The following is a 16,351-nucleotide window of genomic DNA, read 5'->3' on the forward strand; positions in this document are numbered from 1 at the left end:
GAAGGAGCACCGCCATGCGAACCGCCGCGCACCCCCACGTGCCGCAGATCATGCTGCCCGGTCAGGCCGCCGCCGCGCCCGGGCCGCTCGACATGAGCAACATGTACCTGGCGCACTTCGGGTTCCGCCGCGACCTCGGCCACCTGATCACCGCGGTCGGCCGGGTCCGCCTCGACGACCGCCGGCGCGTCACCGCCCTGCGCGAGCACCACGCGTGGGTGCTGTTCGTGCTGCACCACCACCACACCGCCGAGGACGAGACGGTCTGGCCGCGCCTGCGGGAGCGGGCGCCGGAGTCGATCGGCACGATCGACGCGCTGGAGACCGAGCACGAGGCGTGCGACCACTGGCTCAGCGAGAGCACCGCGGCCTTCGAGGCGTTCGAGGCGGCTCCGTCCGAGCCGGGGCGCGAGCTGCTCATGACCGCCCTGCGCGCGCTGGCCGACACCCTCGGCGCGCACCTGGCGCACGAGGAGACCGACGGCATCCCGCTGATGATGGCGCACATCACGCCGGAGGAGGACGCGCGGATGCACAAGGGGATCACGAAGCAGTACGGTCTCCGCAAGCTGGTCACGCTGCTCGGCTGGATCACCGCCGAGCTGCCGCCCGACGTCGAGGCCCACCTGCGCGCGACGGCGCCCAAGCCGATGCTGCTGCTCAGCCGCCTGGCCGCCGGCAGTTACCGGCGGCGCGCGGCCTACCTGTGGGGATGAGCCGGCCGGGGATGAGCGGGCCGGGAGTGAGCGGGCCCGGGATGAGCGGGCCGGGGACGGGCCAGCTCCCGCTCCACGCTCTCGGCGTGGGCGGCGTGCCGCCGCGCCGCCTCCGTGTCGCCCAGCGCCTCGGCCAGTTGCGCCAGCGACCGGCTGACCGGCCACGTGAGCAGGCCCAGACCGGCGATCCCCATCCGGTCGGCGTACGGCGACGCCTCCGCGTACAGGTCGGCGCAGGCCGCCCGGTCGCCCAGCGCCGCCCACACCTCGCAGCGGACGACCAGCCAGAACAGGTAGACGAAGGTGCGGGGGATCGGCGGCTGCCGCTCCCACGGCCCGAGCACCCGCCGCGCCTCCTCCAGCCGGCCGCTGACCACCAGGAAGTGGGCGTACCCGTCGCCGTTGAACCGGTCGAGCTGGTCGTGCTCGACGTCCTGCGGCGGCTGCACCGCGTCCGCGGCCCCGTGTCGCAGGCGCATGAGCGCGACGTGGTACGTGGCGCCCGCCGTGCTCGACTCCACCCCCCACATCGAGGTGGCCCGCTGCTCGGCGATGGTCGCCGCGAGCAGCGACTCGGCCGCCTCCAGGTCGCCGCGGTTGGCGAGCACGCCGAGCAGCAGCCAGTTCAGCATGATGCGCAGGTACGGCATGTGCGTGCGGCCGACGAGCCGCTCCGCCTCGGCCAGCACGTCGAGGGCCTCCGGCACCCGGCACAGCTCCAGCAGCGTGCCGCCCTGGCAGGTGAGCCCGATCGTGCGCAGCTCGTGGTCGCCCGCCTCCGACCCGGCGCGGGCCATCTCCTCGCCCGCCGCCAGCCGCTGACGCACCGAGTCCGGGTCGAGCAGCGCGTAGTAGCGGGCGAACAGCACGCGGCCCAGCAGCGTCGCGTCGTTCTCCTGGCGGGCCAGCCGCGCGGCCTCGGCGCTCCACCGGTCCCGCTCCGCCGGGAGCCGTCCCGGCTGGTAGTACGTCTGGAGCGCCAGGCAGGCCAGCACCCGGGCCCGGGCGGCCGGCTCCAGCCCCTCGTCGGCGGCCAGCTCCTCCAGGTCCGCCACCAGGTCGGCGTCGTGCTCGCCGTAGACCTTCCAGGGCTGCAGGATGCGCCCGCCGTACCCGGTCGCGGCCTCGATCCAGCGCCGCCGGTCGCCCGCCTGCCTGGCCAGGTGGCGGATCCGCGTCAGCTCGGCCTCCTGCCCCAGCGAGTCGCCCGCGCCGAACCTGGCCTCCGCCAGCGCGAACAGCAGGTCCATCCGCTCGGCCTCGCCGAGCCCGGGGTCGTCCCCGGCCAGCCGTTCGGCCCGTTCCAGCAGCTCGACGGCCACGTCGTACGCGCGCAGCCGCTTGGCCTCCTCGGCGGCCCGCCACGCCGCCCGCCAGGCCCGCGTGGTGTGGCCCGCGGGCACGGCAGCGAACCAGTGGTGCGCGGCGGCGGCCAGCCGGTCCGAGGCCGGGCCGCCGGTGCGCGACTCGATCGCGGTGGCCACGGCGGCGTGCAGCCGGGCGCGGCGCAGCACCGGCACCACCTCGGTGAGCGCCTCCTGCACCAGCGCGTGCACGAACAGGAACCGCCCGGGCCGCCCCTCCGCGACCAGATGGGCGGCCAGGGCCGGCTCCAGCCGGTCCAGCGCCGTGTCCAGGTCGAGCCCGGCGGCCTCGGCCACGATCGCCACGTCGAACTCCCGCCCGGCCACCGCCGCCACCCGCAGCAGCGCCGCGGACGGCTCGGGCAGCCGGTTCACCCGGCCGAGCACGACGTCCCGCACGCCCAGCGGCAGCGTGCCGCGGCCCGGCGATCCGGCGCCCAGGTAGCGCATCAGCTCGGTGACGAAGAACGGGTTGCCGTTCGTGCGGTCCCGCAGCGCGGACACGTCCGTGCCCGCCGGGGTCAACTCGGCCAGGTCGGCGGCCGAGAGCCCGGACAGCGGCAGCCGGACCGCCTGCCGGCGCGCCAGCGCCTCGAACGCCTCGGCCAGCGCGCCCTCCGGCGGCGGCCAGTCGCGTGCCGTGCCCACCAGGGCCAGCCTGCCGTCGCGCACGTGCCCGGCCAGGTAGCCGAGCAGCCGCAGCGAGGACCGGTCCGCCCAGTGCAGGTCGTCCAGCACCACCAGCACCGGCCGCCGGCCCGCGGTCAGCGCCCGCGCCGCCGCCTGGTACGTGCGGAACCGGGCGCCCTCCGGGTCGGTCCCGGTCGCGGAGCCGACGCCGGGCAGGTCGGCGCGCACGTCGGCGGGTAGCGGCGGAAGCGTGTCGGCCAGCCGTTCCAGCACGGTCACCCACGGCCAGAACGCGGGCGCCCCCTCCGTGGCCGCGCACCGGCCCACCGCGACCGTGAAGCCCTTGGCCCGGGCCCGGCTCACGAGTTCCTCGGCCAGCCGCGTCTTGCCGATCCCCGGCTCTCCGGTGATGAGCGAGAAGCCGGGACGGCCGGCCGCCGCCGCGTCCAGCAGCCCGTCCAGCGCGGCCAGCTCCTCCTTCCGGCCCGCGATCCCCGGCCCGCCCGTCTCCCGCTCGCCCGTCTTCGGCTCGCCCGCGTCCGCTCCGGCCGTCTTCGGCTCGCCCGCGTCCGCTCCGGCCGTCTCCGGCGCGCCCGCCTCCGCCCCGGTCATCTCCGCCCCGGCCGCCTCAGGCGCACTGGACCGGGGTCCGGCTGACCGGGGGTCGAGCCGCTGCCGCCGGGGAAGCAACGCGGGGGATCGGCCGAGGATGTCCCGTTCCAGCTCGCGCAGCTCCTCGCCCGGGTCGATGCCGAGCTCCTCGGCCAGGATCCGGCGCGCCGTGCGCAGCGTCTCCAGGGCCTCGCCCTGGCGGCCGCAGCGGTAGAGCGCCAGCGCCCGCAGCGCCCACAGCCGCTCCCGCAGCGGGTGCTCGTACGTCAGCGCCTCCAGCTCGCCCAGCAGCTCGTCGTGCCGGTCCTGCCGGATGACCGCGCCCACCCGCAGCTCGCGGGCCCGTTCCCGGGCCTCGGTGAGGCGCGCCCTGGCCGCGGCCGCGAACGCCTGGTCGTCCAGGTCCTGGTACGGCTCCCCCCGCCACAGCGCCAGCGCCTCGTCCGCCAGCCGCTCCGCCTCCTCCGGCTCGGCCGCCTGCTCGGCCCGCCCGACCAGGCGCAGGAAACGCGTCGCGTCCACCTGCTCCCGGTCGATGGCCAGGGTGTAGCCCACCGGCCCGAACGTCAGCACGCTGCGCGCCCTGGCCCGGCGTCCCGGCTCCAGCAGGCGGCGCAGGTTGGACACGTACGAGTGCAGCGACGCCTGCGCCTCGGCCGGCGGCTCCTCGCCCCACAGCCGGTCGATCAGCGTGGCCGGAGCCACCGGCCGGCCCTCGGCCAGCACCAGCGCGCTCACCATCGCCCGCAGCTTCGGCGAGCCGACCTGACACGGCCGCCCGTCGGCATCGACGATCTCCAGCGGACCCAGCACCCGGATGTCCACAGCCCTACCACTCTCAAGAAGTCGCCTGATAGTACGACAGGAGTGGGATCGGTGAGTGGTTCGTGACTACCTGAAGACCTCGGTCCGCCCGGACGTCCCGGGATGGACCATGACGAGGAACCGCTGCCGGACGTCGCCGTCGTCGGCCAGGACCGCCTTCACCCCCCGCATGAGCTCGCCGGGGGTGGCGCCGACGACCTTGTCGGCGTTCGCTCGGGAACGGAGGCGCACCGCCGCTCGGCGGTCGCGACGACGTCGTGCTCCCGCTTCCGCTGTGCCTCGCCCTCGGCGGACTCGCGCCGGTTGAGCGCCGGGCACAGGTACCCGAGGACCTTGGTGTTCTCCTCGAAGGCGAGGTGCTGCGCGACCGCCGTCACCGCGCGGACGGCGGTGACGGCATGGGCGGGGCCGTGCGCGCGGCTCCTGGTGATCACGCGTGGTGCTGCGCCCGCCGGGCCGCCAGGCCGGTCAGCTCCGTGTCCGCCGCCACGATCACGCCTTCCGCGCCCGTACGCAGGAACGTCGGGAACGCGCTGATGCCGACCGCCTCCGCGATCCGCAGCGCGTCGTCACCCGTGACGACCTTGGCCACGCCGCTCATGAGCTCCACGAGGTCGTCCGCCCGGCCAGGGTCGCCGGACACGACCGCCAGGGCCGCGCCGTCCTCGGCGCGGGCGGCCGCCACGAACTCCGGCGCCCGCTCGTGACACGTGTCGCACTCCACGTCGAAGAAGCCCACGAGCCGGGGCCCGGCCGCCTCTTCCGGAAGCCGGCGCCCGACCAGGACCCGGGGGTCGTAGGCCATGGGGGCCATCGCCCCGCCGGACAGGCGCTGCAGCTCGGCGGTGTGCTCGCGCAGCCGCCGCAGGACGCCCGTCATGAGCACCAGGTTCAGCAGGCAGAGCAGGCCGACGAGCACGACGGCGGCGATCAGGAAAGCCATGAGGTGACCTCGCATCAGACGGTGAGCAGCCCTGCCGGGCCGGGGAGGGGCGATCCGGCGCGGGTCCGCGGGCGGTGGGGGACCGCCGGCGGACCCGCGCCCCACGGCTCAGACCCCGCAGGTCCTGAACACGTAGCAGGCGCCGCAGTACGTCTTGCCGCCGCTGAGCATGCAGATCTTCCGGAAGTCGGAGCGCTCCCGGCAGTAGCAGTGCACGTAGTACTCGTAGGCTGCCGCGGACGTCTTCGGCACCAGCTTCTCGAGAATCCGGTCGCCGAGCCTGCCCAGGACGTTGGACATGGATCCACGCTCCTTTCCGTAACGATGCGGTCGGCCGAAAAGCTATTTGGGGGACATACAGCGGCCGATACAGCTGCCCTACATCCGGGCCGTGAGCAGCCGCTCCAGCGCGGGGTCGCGGCGCAGCGCCCGGTCGGCGAACAGCTCGCCGGCCCGGCGCGCGTCGGCCTCGGCCCGCGGGTCCGCCAGGGCCGAGCGGGCCCGGGCGAGCTGCCGCGCCCCGGCCGCCTGCCCGTACGGGTCGCCGATCCGGGCGGTCAGCTCCAGGACGCGCACCAGGTCGGCCTCGGCCGCGGCCGGGTCGCCCTGGCGCAGCAGCATCTCGGACCTGGCCAGCCGCGCCTCCCACTCGTCCTCGCGGTTGCCGGTCTCACCGCAGCGGGCCAGCGCCTCCTCCAGCGCGGCCAGCGCCCGCTCCCGCTGGTCCAGCAGCCCGTACGCGCGGCCGAGCGCCGCCAGCGTGATGCTCTCTCCGTACAGGTCGCCGTCGGCCCGGCGGACGGCCAGGCAGCGCTCGAACCGGCGGACCGCCTCGGCGTGCCTGCCGAGCCGGAGCAGCACCTCGCCCAGGTTGTGGCCGACCAGCCCGACCCGGCTGGACCCGTGGGCCTCCAGCAGCCGCAGGCTCGCGGTGATGTGGTCGAGCGCCGAGCCGAGGTCACCGGTCTGCATGCTGAGCCAGCCGAGGTTGTGCAGCGCCAGGCCCTCGGCCTCGCGGTCGCCGACCTCGCGCCAGAGCTCCAGCGCGCGGCTCATGAGGTCGCGCGCCTCCTCCGCGCGGCCGGCCCGCCACTCCACCAGCCCGAGGGTCACGAGGGTGGCCGCCTCGGCGGGCCGGTCGCCGTGGCGCCGCGCCACGCTGATCGCCAGGCGGGAGAGGGTCTCCAGCTCCCGCCAGTGACCGCCCTTCATGGCCACGGCCTTGACCAGCGGCATCAGCTCCGTGACGAACCGCGCGACGTCCGGCTCGCCGCGCGTGGCCTGGGCTGCGGCCGCCACCAGGCAGCGCAGCTCCGTGTCGAACCAGCGCACGGCCGCGGCGGGACCGTTCAGCAGCGGCCCGGGTTCGCGCCCGCGTCCGGACTGCGACGCCTGGCCCCGCCCGCCCCCGGACTGCGGCGCCTGGCCGGGCCCGCCCCCGGGCTGCGGCGCGGTGTCGCGCCCGCCGCTTCTCCGCCGCCCGCCGCCGCGCAGGTGCGGCTGCAGCAGGTCGCGCATCTCCCGGCAGAGTCCGAGGTACGCGTCGAGGGCGCGGCGCAGCGCCCGGGTCCGGTCCCTCTGCCGGTCGTGAACCGCGGCCAGTTCGACGGCGAACAGCCGCAGCAGGTCGTGGACGCGGTAACGCCCCTCGGGGACGGGCTCCAGCAGCCGCGCCTCGGCCAGCTCGTCCAGTGCCGCCTCGGCCTCCTTGCGGCCGGTGCCGGCCAGCGCCGCGGCCAGCTCCACACCCATCTCCGGCACGTCCAGCACCCCGAACCGGCGGAACGCGGCCTGGGCGGCGCCCGTCAGCGTGTCGTAGCCGGCCTCGAAGCAGGAGCGCAGGCTCAGGCCGGGCGCCCGCAGCTCGTCCAGCCGGTCACGGTGGTCGCGCAGCCGTTCGCCGAAACGGGTGAGCGACCAGTCGGGGCGGGCGGCCAGGCGCGCGCCGGCGATGCGCATCGCGAGGGGGTGGCACCCGCACAAGCGGGCGATCTCGGCCGCCGCCCCGGGTTCGGCGGCGACGCGGTGCTCTCCGGCCAGCGCCGTCAGCATGCGCACGCAGTCGTCCTCGCTCAGCAGCCCGACGGCGACGGGCACGGCGTCCATGGTGGTCAGCGCCACCCGGCTGGTGACCAGGGCCGCGCAGCCCGCGTCCGCCGGGAGGAGCGGCGCCACCTGGGTCGCGCCCACGGCGTTGTCGAGCACGACGAGCACCCGCCGGCCCGCCAGCGACGACTGGTAGAGGGCCGCCGCCTCGGCCGCCGCGGCCGGGACCTCGTCCGGGGGGACGCCGAGGGCGCGCAGGAAGCGGCCCAGCGCCTCGGCCGGGGTCAGCGGCTGCATGCCGGGGGAGGTGCCCTGGAGGTCCACGTAGAGCTGGCCGTCGGGGTACCGGCCGGCGACGGCGTGAGCGGCGCGCAGCGCGAGCGCCGACTTGCCCGTCCCGCCGGGGCCGTGCAGCGCGAGCACCGCGGGGCCGCCGCCGGGCCCGGGGTCGGCGGTCAGGGCGGCCCGCAGGCGGGCCAGCTCCGCCGTACGGCCGACGAAGACCTTGGGGGCGAGGGGAAGCTGACGCGGCCCGCGCTCGCCTGGCCCGCGTTCACCTGGGACGTGCTCGACCGGCGCGCGCTCACCCCGGCAGCGGGCGGCGCGGCACCCGGGCTCCGGGGGCGCGGCCATGGGCAGGGGCGCGGGCTCGGGCGGGGCCAGCAGGCTCGCGTCGCGGCGGAGCACCGCCTGGTGCAGGCGCAACAGGTCCGGCCCCGGGTCGATGCCCAGCTCCTCCGCCAGCACCCGGCGGGCCACGGCGAACGCCTCCAGCGCCCCCACCACGTCGCCGCTGCGGTAGAGCGCCACCATGAGCTGCCCGTGCAGCCGCTCGCGCAGCGGATAGTGCGCGACGACCTCACGCAACCGACCGACCGCCTCGGGGTAGCGGCCGAGCAGGAGCTGGATCTCGGTGTGCTCCTCCACCACGCCCAGGTAGCGGTCGGTGAGCCGGGCCACCACCTCACGCAGGCTCGGCCCGAGCGGCACGTCCTCGGCGACCATCCCCTCCCACAGCGACAGCGCCCGGCCGTAGGCGTCCAGCGCGGCCCCGGGGTCGCGGCGGGCCAGCGCCCGGCCGCCGCGCCCCGACAGCTCCTCGAACTGGAACAGGTCGAACTCCTCCGGCTCCACCCGCAGCAGGTAGCCGGCCTCCGAGGTGACCAGCCGCTCGGCCGCGGGATCGGCGGAGGGGGGCAGCAGCTTGCGCAACTGCGTGAGGTACGTGCGCAGGTTCGCCACGGCGGAGCGCGGCGGGCGGTCGTCCCAGACCTCCGTCACCAGGGATCGGACCGGGACGACGTGACCGGCCCGGGTCAGCAGCATGGCGAGGACGGTGCGCTGCTTGGGCGCCGTGATCCGCACCGCCGAGCCGCCGGCCTGGATCCGCATCGGGCCAAGAAGTCGGAACTCCACGGGCGTGCCCTCCGCTCCGGCCTAGAGGGACGACCCGCCCAACCGGCGCAACGCGACCCCGAGCAGCCTGTCCTCGTGGAAGAAGCCGCGCTGCCGGGAGTCGAAGCTGCGCTCGTTGTCGCCGAAGACCACGAGCGCTCCGGCGGGCACCCGCTCCACGTCCCCCTCCACCGGCACGTCGGGAGGGACGGGGTCGCCGGGTAAGGCCACGGCCCGCTTGATGTTCCAGCGCCGGCCGTCCGGTCCGGGCGGGCCGGGCAGGATCCGCCCGGTGGGATCCGGCGTCGGCTCCAGCACCACGACGTCGCCCCTCGACACCTGGTCCAACCGCCGCCGCCGCACCAGGATGCGGTCGCCGTCGTTGAGCGTCGGGGCCATGCTGACCCCGTCCACGGTGACCACCACGTAACGCCGGCGGGCCAGCAGGACTCCCGCGGCCGCCACGGCAACACCGGCGAGCAACCCGCCGCTGATCAGGTTCATCGCGCTCTTCCCGGTACGGACCGAAGGTTGATCTTTGCCAGGAACGATCTCCGTTGTGCCGCGACGCTGTCAAGGGAAAGATCAACCGGGCAGGCCGGCGGGCCCGTGGCGCCGGATACAGCGCCGTCAGGGACAGCGGGCGAGCTCCGCGTCCGTCAGCGTGAGGGCCGCGGCGGCGGCCGAGTCGCGGATCGTCTCCGGGCGGCTGGCCCCCGGGATGGGGATGACCACCGGAGAGCGGGCCAGCAGCCACGCGAGCGCGACCCGCTGCGGGCTGACGCCGCGCTCGGCCGCGATCTCGTGGAAGGCGGCCATGCGCGGGTCCGGCTCCTGGCCGGAGGGGCCGTCCAGGGAGCTGCGCGACAGGCCGCCGAGCGGGCTCCAGGGCAGGAACGCCAGGCCGAGCCGCGCGCACAGCTCCAGCTCGGGCTCGCTGTCGCGCACCGCGGGCGAGTAGCGGTTCTGCACCGAGACCAGACCGTCGCCGAGGATGTCGCGGGCCTGCAGGATCTGGGCGGTGTCCACGTTGGACACCCCAGCCATGCGGATCTTTCCCTCGTCGAGGAGGTCGCGCAGCGCGCCGACCGACTCGGCCCACGGCACGGCCGGGTCCGGCTTGTGGAGCTGGTACAGGCCGACGGCCTCCACGCCGAGCCGCCGCAGCGAACCCTCGCAGGCCCGCTTCAGATGCTCGGGGGTGCCCGTGACGGTCCACGTGCCGTCGCCGGGCCGCCCGCGGCCGCCCTTCGTGGCGACCAGCACCGCGTCGCGGTCGCCGCCGTAGGCGGCGAGGGCCCGCGCGACCAGCTCCTCGTTGTGGCCGATCTCGCCCGCGTGCCAGTGGTACGAGTCCGCGGTGTCGACGAGCGTGACGCCCGCGTCGAGGGCGGCGTGGATCGTGGCCACGGCCCGCTCCTCGCCCGGTCGGCCCTCGATGGACAGCGGCATGGCGCCGACGCCGACGGGGCCCACCTCCACGGGGCCCAGGCGACGGGTCAGGGATCGGGTGCGCATGTCAGGCCGCCTTCGCGTGGCCGAGCGTCGCGGCGACCGCGTCGGGCAGCCAGTCCGCGCCGGTCGAGAGGGGGAGGCCGAGCCGGGCGGCCAGGCCGTTGTCCATGGCGTAGTGGCGGTCGAAGGAGAACGGCGAGGCCGGTTCGCCCGGCTCCACCACCTGGTACACCGGCGCCCGTCCGGTCTGCGCGCCGATCGCCTCACACAGGTCGAGCACGTCGAGCGGCCCGTGCGAGCAGGCGTTCAGGGCGCCGACGTGGTCGGAGGCCGCCACCCGGAACAGCAGGCCGGCGATCTCCTCGTCGTTGGTGAACGAGCTGGGGAACGGGTCGCGGTGGACCGCGACCGGCCGGCCCGCGCGGATGCGGTCGGCGTAGTACGCGAGCCGGCCGGTGAAGTCGCGGGCCCGCACGCCGAGCACGTGCGCCGAGCGCACCGCGACGAACGCGAAGGCGCTCTCCCCGGCCAGGACCGCCTCGGCCCGCCGCTTGTCCTCGGCGTACGTGACGGCCTCGGCGGGCAGCCCGGACGGGCCGGGCCCGGCCGGGCCGGGCCCGGCCGGGCCGCCGTCCGCCGGCCACGCGGCCGCGTCGAAGAAGTACTCCGTGACCAGGGTCCCGGAGGCGGCCGGGGTGATCAGCGCGGACGTGGCCGGGTCGTACACCTCCATCGTGGACGTCATAACGTACCGGGCGGTGCGCCCGGCGAAGACCCGCCGCGCGAGCGCCGCCTGGAGCGGCGTGTAGCAGACCTGGTCGATCACCACGTCGAACGTGCTCCGTCCGAGCGCCGCGCGCAGCCCCTCCTCGTCGTCGCGGTCGGCGACCACGTGCGCGACCCCCGGCGGGGGCGCGGCCGAGCCGCGGTTGACGACCGTGACGGCCGTGCCCGCGTCGCGGAGGAGTTCGATGAGGCGGAGCCCGAAGTAACGGCTCCCGCCGATGACGCATACGCTCTTCACGCCACCGAGCCTGCCGGGGCGGGGCGGTGAGCAGAAGTGCCGACCTGCTTACGAGGCCGTTAGGAGAACTGTTGATCGACGTGCAGCGGCTCCGGGTCCTGCGCGAGGTGGCCCGCCAGGGCAGCTTCGCCAAGGCGGCCGCCGCGCTGCTCTTCACGCCCTCGGCGGTGTCCCAGCAGATCGCCGGCCTCGAACGCTCGGTCGGCGCGCCGGTCGTCGAGCGCAGCACGCGCGGCGTGGTGCTCACCGAGCCCGGCCGCCTGCTCCTGGAGGCGGCCGACGTGGTCTTCGCCGAGCTGCGCAGCGCCCAGGAGCGCATCGACCGGATCGCGGCCGGGCGTCCCCGCCTGACGATCGCCACGTTCAGCAGCGGCGGCCGCCGCCTGCTGCCGGGCGCGCTCACCGCGTTCGTGGCCGCCCACCCCGACGTCGAGGTGAACGTGCTGGAGCGCGAGCCGGAGGACGCGCTTCCCCTCGTGCGCGAGGGGGTGGCCGACCTCGCCCTCGCCTACCACTTCGACGGCCCGCTGCCGCTCGTCCAGGGCGACCGGCCGGTCCTGGAGTGGACGCCGCTCATGGACGACCCGCTGTCGGCGGTGCTGCCCGCGGGGCACCGGCTGGCCGGCCGCGAGGCCGTCGAGATCGCCGAGCTGGCCGGCGAGCGCTGGGTGCTCGGCTGCACCAAGACGGAGGCGTTCCTGCGCCGGTACGCCGAGGGGGCGGGGTTCGAGCCGGTGTTCGCCGGCGGGACCAGCGACTACTTCTTCGCCCAGGCGCTGGTCGCCGCGGGGGTGAGCGTGTCGCTGATCCCCGAGGTCGCCCTGGACCGCTCGGCCACGGGCGTGGCCGTCGTGCCGATCCGGCCGCCGCGCCCGGCCCGCCACGTCGGGCTGGTCACCTCGCGCCGCCCGGCGGACCCCGGCCTGGTGGAGGCGCTGGCCGGGCTGCTGGTGCGCGCCGCCCGGGGCTGACCCGGGCTCACGCCCGCTCGGGGTGGCGCTGCCGTACGGGGGTGAGGAGCGCGACCAGCGCCAGCACCAGGCAGGAGGCGCCGGCCACGACGAACACCGTCGTCGCGCCGCGATGCTCGGCGCCCCAGCCGAGCACGGCCGCGCCGACCGGCCCGAGCGAGAAGTGGATCGTCCAGAACGCCGACGTCACCCGCCCCAGCAGGTGCGGAGGCGTCACCTGCTGGCGCAGCGACATGGAGCAGATGCCGGCCACGCTGACGCACGCGAGGTACAGAGCCATGATCGCGGCCACGCCCCACACCGAGCCCGCGAGCCCGAGGGAGAGGATGGCGAGGCCCGACACGACCTGCGCGCCGATCCACGACGGCCCGAACCCGAGGCTCCGCCGCACCCGGGCGACCAGCATCGAGCCGGCCATCGTGCCCACCGCCCCGACGCCCAGCACGACGCCCACCACGGAGTCGCTCTGGCCGAGGTCGTGCTTGAGCCGGTAGATCACGATGTCCGTCAGGCCGAGCGTCATGAAGATGAAGAACGACAGCAGGATCGTCAGGGTCCGCAGCACGGGCTGCCGGAACAGGAACTCCGCCCCGGCCAGCAGTTCCCGCCAGGGCCGCCCCTCGCGCGCCGGTCCCGCGGTCTCGGCGGACGCGACGGCGTAGCGGGAGGAGCGGGTCAGCAGCACGCCCAGCGCGGACAGCGCGAAGCTGGCCGCGTTGATGGTGATCGCCGCGGTCGGTCCGAAGCGCCCGGCCACCACACCGGCCAGGGTCGGGCCCAGGACGCCCGCCGCGGCGGCCGTGGCGTACAGCATGCCGTTGGCCTCGGTGACGCGTCCCTCGCCGGCCAGGCCGCCGACCGCGGCCACGTACGTCACCTGGAAGACCATGCCCACGGCCGCGGCCAGCGGCAGCACCGCGTACAGCAGCCAGATGTGCGTGCCGAACGCCCAGACGACCGGGATCGTCGCGAACAGGACGAGCCTGATGACGTCGCACGCGATGAGCAGCCGCCTGCGGTCGAACCGGTCGGCGAGCACCCCCGCGAACACCCCGGCCGCCACGGACGCCGTGCCGGCCACACCCGTGAGCAGGCCCATCTGCGTGGCCGAGCCGGTCACGTTCAGGACGAGGAGCGGCACGGCGATGAGCGCGAACGAGTCGCCCGCGACCGACAGCGTCTGCGCGCACCAGAAGATCAGGAAGTCGCGGTCGCGCCAGAGCGAGCCGGGGCGGGGCGATCGGCCCGTGCCGATCCGGAGGGAGATCACGCCGGTGAGGGTATCCCCCGGGCCCCGCGCGCCGCCGCCCGATTTCGCCCGGCGAGACGGCGCTCAGCCGGAGAGGACGGCGCGGCGGCTCGCCCGGTGAGACGGCGCTCAGCCGCGGGGGGCGGCGCGGCGGAAGGTGTGCCGGTAGGCCAGGGGTGCGACCCCGACGGCGGCGCGCAGGTGCTGGCGCAGCGACACCGACGTCCCGAACCCGGAGCACCGCGCCACCTCCTCCACCGGCAGGTCCGTCGTCTCCAGCAGCAGCCGGGCGTGCTCGACCCGCTGCCGGGCCAGCCAGCGGGCCGGGCTCATGCCCGTCTCCTCGCGGAAGCGCCGGGTGAAGGTGCGCACGCTCATCCGCGCGTGCTCGGCCAGCGCCTCCAGCGGCAGGTCGGCGTCGAGCCGGCCGAGCATCCACGTGCGGGTGGCGGCGGTGCCGTTGTCGCCGGTGTCGGGCAGGGGCCGCTCGACGTACTGGGCCTGGCCGCCCTCGCGCCACGGCGGCGTGACGCAGCGGCGGGCCAGCCGGTTGGCCACCTCGCTGCCGTGGTCGCGCCGGACCACGTGCAGGCACAGGTCGATCCCCGCGGCCACCCCGGCCGAGGTCAGCACGTCGCCGTCGTCCACGTACAGCACGTCCGGGTCCAGCCGCACGCGGGGGAACAGCGCGGCGAAGCGGGACGCCTTGCGCCAGTGGGTGGTCGCGGGACGCCCGTCCAGCAGCCCCGCCGCGGCCAGCACGAACGCCCCCGTGCAGATCGACATGACCCGGGGACGGCCGCGCAGCGCCTCGCGCACCTCGCCCGTGACGGTGCCGTCCGTCAGGGCCCGGCCGGCGACGATGCCGGGCACCACGACGGTATCTGCGGTGTCGAGCACGTCGAGGTCGTGGTCGGGCACGACGCTGTAGCCGGCGGCGCACCGCACGGGCCGGCCGCCGGGCGAGCAGGTCACCACCTCGTACAGCCTCTCGCCGGTCGCCGTCTCCGCGCCCCAGAACACCTGGCCCGGGACTCCCAGATCCAGGGTCGAGAAGTGGTTCAGGACGAGGACCGCGACCCGGTGCGTCATGGCCCGATTCTTTCACACGTTGGCTTTCCGGCCACTCGCGGCCGTCGCGCCCGCTCGCCGAGGATGGGCCCATGACGTTGAGCACCCCTCCTGTCCGCACGCGCGGGATCCATCGCGCCTGGTTCGTCGCGGCCGTCGCCTTCGTGGCGATCCTCGGCGCCGCCGGTTTCCGCGCCACCCCCGGCGTGTTGATCAGTCCGCTCCAGGAGGAGTTCGGCTGGACGAAGGGCACGATCTCGCTCGCCGTCTCGGTCAACCTGGTGCTCTACGGCCTGACCGCCCCCTTCGCCGCCGCCCTCATGGACCGCTTCGGCATGCGGCGCGTGGTCGCCGCGGCCATGCTGCTCGTGGCCACGGGCAGCGGGCTGACCGTCTTCATGACCGCGAGCTGGCAGCTCGTGCTGCTGTGGGGGGTGTTCGTCGGCCTCGGCACCGGGTCGATGGCGCTGGTCTTCGCCGCCACCGTGGCCGACCGGTGGTTCGTCCGGCACCGCGGCCTGGTCACCGGGGTGCTCACCGCCGCCGGCGCCACCGGGCAGCTCGTCTTCCTGCCCGTGCTCGCCCACCTGGCCGAGGGGCCGGGATGGCGGGTGGCCGCGCTGACCGTGGCCGGCTCCGCCCTGGCCGTGGTGCCGTTCGTGTGGTGGCTGCTGCGCGACCGGCCCGAGGACGTGGGCACCACCGCGCTCGGCGCCGACCCCGAGGCCCCGCGGGCGGCGCCGGCCAGGGGCAACGCGGCGCTGCGCGCGCTGTCGGTGCTGCGCTCGGCGGCGCGCACCCGGCCGTTCTGGCTGCTCGCGGGCGGCTTCGCCATCTGCGGCGCCAGCACGAACGGCCTGGTCAGCACCCACTTCATCCCCGCCGCCCACGACCACGGCATGGCCGAGCCGACCGCCGCGGGCCTGCTCGCCATCGTCGGGATCTTCGACGTCGCCGGCACGATCGCCTCCGGGTGGCTGAGCGACCGGATGGACCCCCGGGTGCTGCTCGGCGTCTACTACGGGCTGCGCGGGCTGTCGCTCATGGTGCTGCCGAGCCTGTTCGCGGCCACCACCGAGCCGAGCATGCTGATCTTCATCGTCTTCTACGGCCTCGACTGGGTGGCGACCGTGCCGCCGACCGTGGCCCTGTGCCGGCAGGCGTACGGCGCCGACGGCGCGGTCGTGTTCGGCTGGGTGTTCGGCTCCCACCAGGTGGGCGCCGCCGTCGCCGCCGTGGCCGCCGGCCTGACCCGCGACCACCTCGGCGCCTACGACCTCGCGTGGTACGGCGCCGGCCTGTTGTGCCTGGCCGCCACCGGCATGTCGCTGGCCATCCGGCATGCTAGGGGGCGATGAACGACTCCGAACTGATGGTCCTGCCCCTCGTCGTCAGGATCGAGCGGGCCGCTCCCCCCGAGCGCACCGACGCCCTGGAGGCCGCGGCGATGGCCGTGCTGAGCCTGCTCGACGACCCGGGGGAGTGGGCGGACGAGCTGCACGCCTGGCAGTCCACGGGCAAGATCCGCAAGGTCGTGCGCCGGGCCAGGGGAGCCGAGTGGCGCAGGGCGTCGGCGCTGCCCGGCCGTACGGTGGAGCACCGCACGGCCGAGGTGCGCGTCCACCCGCCCGTGCCGCTCGACGCCTGGCCGCGCGACCTCGCGCGGCTCCAGGTGTCCGGCACCGAGCTGACCGACACCCGCGAGCCCGCGCCGGCGCAGGCGCCCGTCCTGTGGGCCAACCCGGCCCTGTCCATGTCGGCGGGCAAGGCGATGGCGCAGGCCGGGCACGCCGCCCAGCTCGCCTGGTGGGCCAGCGACCGCGCCGAGCGCGACGCCTGGCGGGAGCGCGGTCTCACGGTCAGCGCGCGCACCGCCGCCCCGGGCGACTTCGCGGCCCTGGTCGCCGCCGGGCTGCCGGTGGTCCGCGACGCCGGGTTCACCGAGATCGAGCCGGGATCGTGCACGTTCGTCGCCGACGCGCCATGGCTGTACGGCCGCGTGTCCAGAGCGTGAAGCCGTCCGGCGGGTAGCCGGAGCGTGAAGCCGCAC

The 16,351-nt window shown here is 75.8% G+C and carries 14 protein-coding genes; 4 read left to right on the forward strand and 10 right to left on the reverse strand.

Annotation, left to right across the window (positions count from 1 at the left end; genetic code table 11):
* Positions 1-14: 14 nt before the first annotated feature.
* Positions 15-716, forward strand: coding sequence for a hemerythrin domain-containing protein (locus tag HD595_RS28465; protein ID WP_253774237.1), 702 nt, complete (start codon positions 15-17; stop codon positions 714-716).
* On the opposite strand, the gene HD595_RS28470 is transcribed toward HD595_RS28465, so the two are convergent.
* From HD595_RS28470 to HD595_RS28505, 8 genes are all read right to left on the reverse strand, one after another.
* Positions 701-4,147 carry an ATP-binding protein gene (locus HD595_RS28470; RefSeq protein ID WP_253774239.1) on the reverse strand — a complete coding sequence of 1,149 codons (3,447 nt, stop codon included), beginning with the start codon at positions 4,145-4,147 and terminating at the stop codon, positions 701-703. The genes HD595_RS28465 and HD595_RS28470 overlap by 16 nt on opposite strands.
* 66 nt (positions 4,148-4,213) lie before the next feature.
* Complete coding sequence (locus HD595_RS28475; RefSeq protein ID WP_253774241.1) at positions 4,214-4,378, reverse strand: hypothetical protein; 165 nt, start codon at positions 4,376-4,378, stop codon at positions 4,214-4,216.
* A 199-nt stretch (positions 4,379-4,577) separates the two neighbouring features.
* Positions 4,578-5,090: a hypothetical protein gene (locus HD595_RS28480; RefSeq protein WP_253774243.1), complete on the reverse strand. Its 513-nt coding sequence runs from the start codon at positions 5,088-5,090 to the stop codon at positions 4,578-4,580.
* 108 nt (positions 5,091-5,198) lie between these two features.
* Positions 5,199-5,390, reverse strand: a complete 192-nt coding sequence (locus HD595_RS28485; protein ID WP_253774245.1) for a hypothetical protein — start codon at positions 5,388-5,390, stop codon at positions 5,199-5,201.
* A gap of 78 nt (positions 5,391-5,468) precedes the next feature.
* Positions 5,469-8,528 carry an AfsR/SARP family transcriptional regulator gene (locus HD595_RS28490; protein ID WP_253774247.1) on the reverse strand — a complete coding sequence of 1,020 codons (3,060 nt, stop codon included), beginning with the start codon at positions 8,526-8,528 and terminating at the stop codon, positions 5,469-5,471.
* A gap of 45 nt (positions 8,529-8,573) precedes the next feature.
* Positions 8,574-9,035: a S26 family signal peptidase gene (locus HD595_RS28495; RefSeq protein ID WP_253774250.1), complete on the reverse strand. Its 462-nt coding sequence runs from the start codon at positions 9,033-9,035 to the stop codon at positions 8,574-8,576.
* A 126-nt stretch (positions 9,036-9,161) separates the two neighbouring features.
* Positions 9,162-10,049, reverse strand: a complete 888-nt coding sequence (locus HD595_RS28500; RefSeq protein ID WP_253774251.1) for an aldo/keto reductase — start codon at positions 10,047-10,049, stop codon at positions 9,162-9,164.
* Position 10,050: 1 nt separating this feature from the next.
* Positions 10,051-11,010 (reverse strand): Rossmann-fold NAD(P)-binding domain-containing protein, encoded by a 960-nt coding sequence (locus HD595_RS28505; RefSeq protein ID WP_253774253.1) that lies wholly within the window; start codon positions 11,008-11,010, stop codon positions 10,051-10,053.
* A gap of 80 nt (positions 11,011-11,090) precedes the next feature.
* Here HD595_RS28505 and HD595_RS28510 point away from each other — a divergent pair, with 80 nt between their 5' ends.
* A complete protein-coding gene (locus tag HD595_RS28510; protein WP_253781345.1) occupies positions 11,091-11,981 on the forward strand; it encodes a LysR substrate-binding domain-containing protein in 891 nt (296 codons plus the stop codon).
* Positions 11,982-11,988: 7 nt separating this feature from the next.
* On the opposite strand, the gene HD595_RS28515 is transcribed toward HD595_RS28510, so the two are convergent.
* Positions 11,989-13,251, reverse strand: a complete 1,263-nt coding sequence (locus HD595_RS28515) for an MFS transporter (RefSeq protein ID WP_253774255.1) — start codon at positions 13,249-13,251, stop codon at positions 11,989-11,991.
* A gap of 108 nt (positions 13,252-13,359) precedes the next feature.
* Positions 13,360-14,322 (reverse strand): GlxA family transcriptional regulator, encoded by a 963-nt coding sequence (locus tag HD595_RS28520; RefSeq protein WP_253774257.1) that lies wholly within the window; start codon positions 14,320-14,322, stop codon positions 13,360-13,362.
* Positions 14,323-14,393: 71 nt separating this feature from the next.
* On the opposite strand from HD595_RS28520, the gene HD595_RS28525 reads away from it, so the two are divergent.
* Positions 14,394-15,659: an MFS transporter gene (locus HD595_RS28525; RefSeq protein WP_253774259.1), complete on the forward strand. Its 1,266-nt coding sequence runs from the start codon at positions 14,394-14,396 to the stop codon at positions 15,657-15,659.
* Positions 15,656-16,315: a peptidyl-tRNA hydrolase gene (locus tag HD595_RS28530; protein ID WP_253774261.1), complete on the forward strand. Its 660-nt coding sequence runs from the start codon at positions 15,656-15,658 to the stop codon at positions 16,313-16,315. Before HD595_RS28525 ends, HD595_RS28530 begins: the two co-directional genes overlap by 4 nt.
* Positions 16,316-16,351 lie beyond the last annotated feature (36 nt).

Origin of the sequence: Nonomuraea roseoviolacea subsp. carminata (genome assembly GCF_024172185.1) — a bacterium.
GTDB classification, from domain to species: Bacteria; Actinomycetota; Actinomycetes; order Streptosporangiales; family Streptosporangiaceae; genus Nonomuraea; species Nonomuraea roseoviolacea.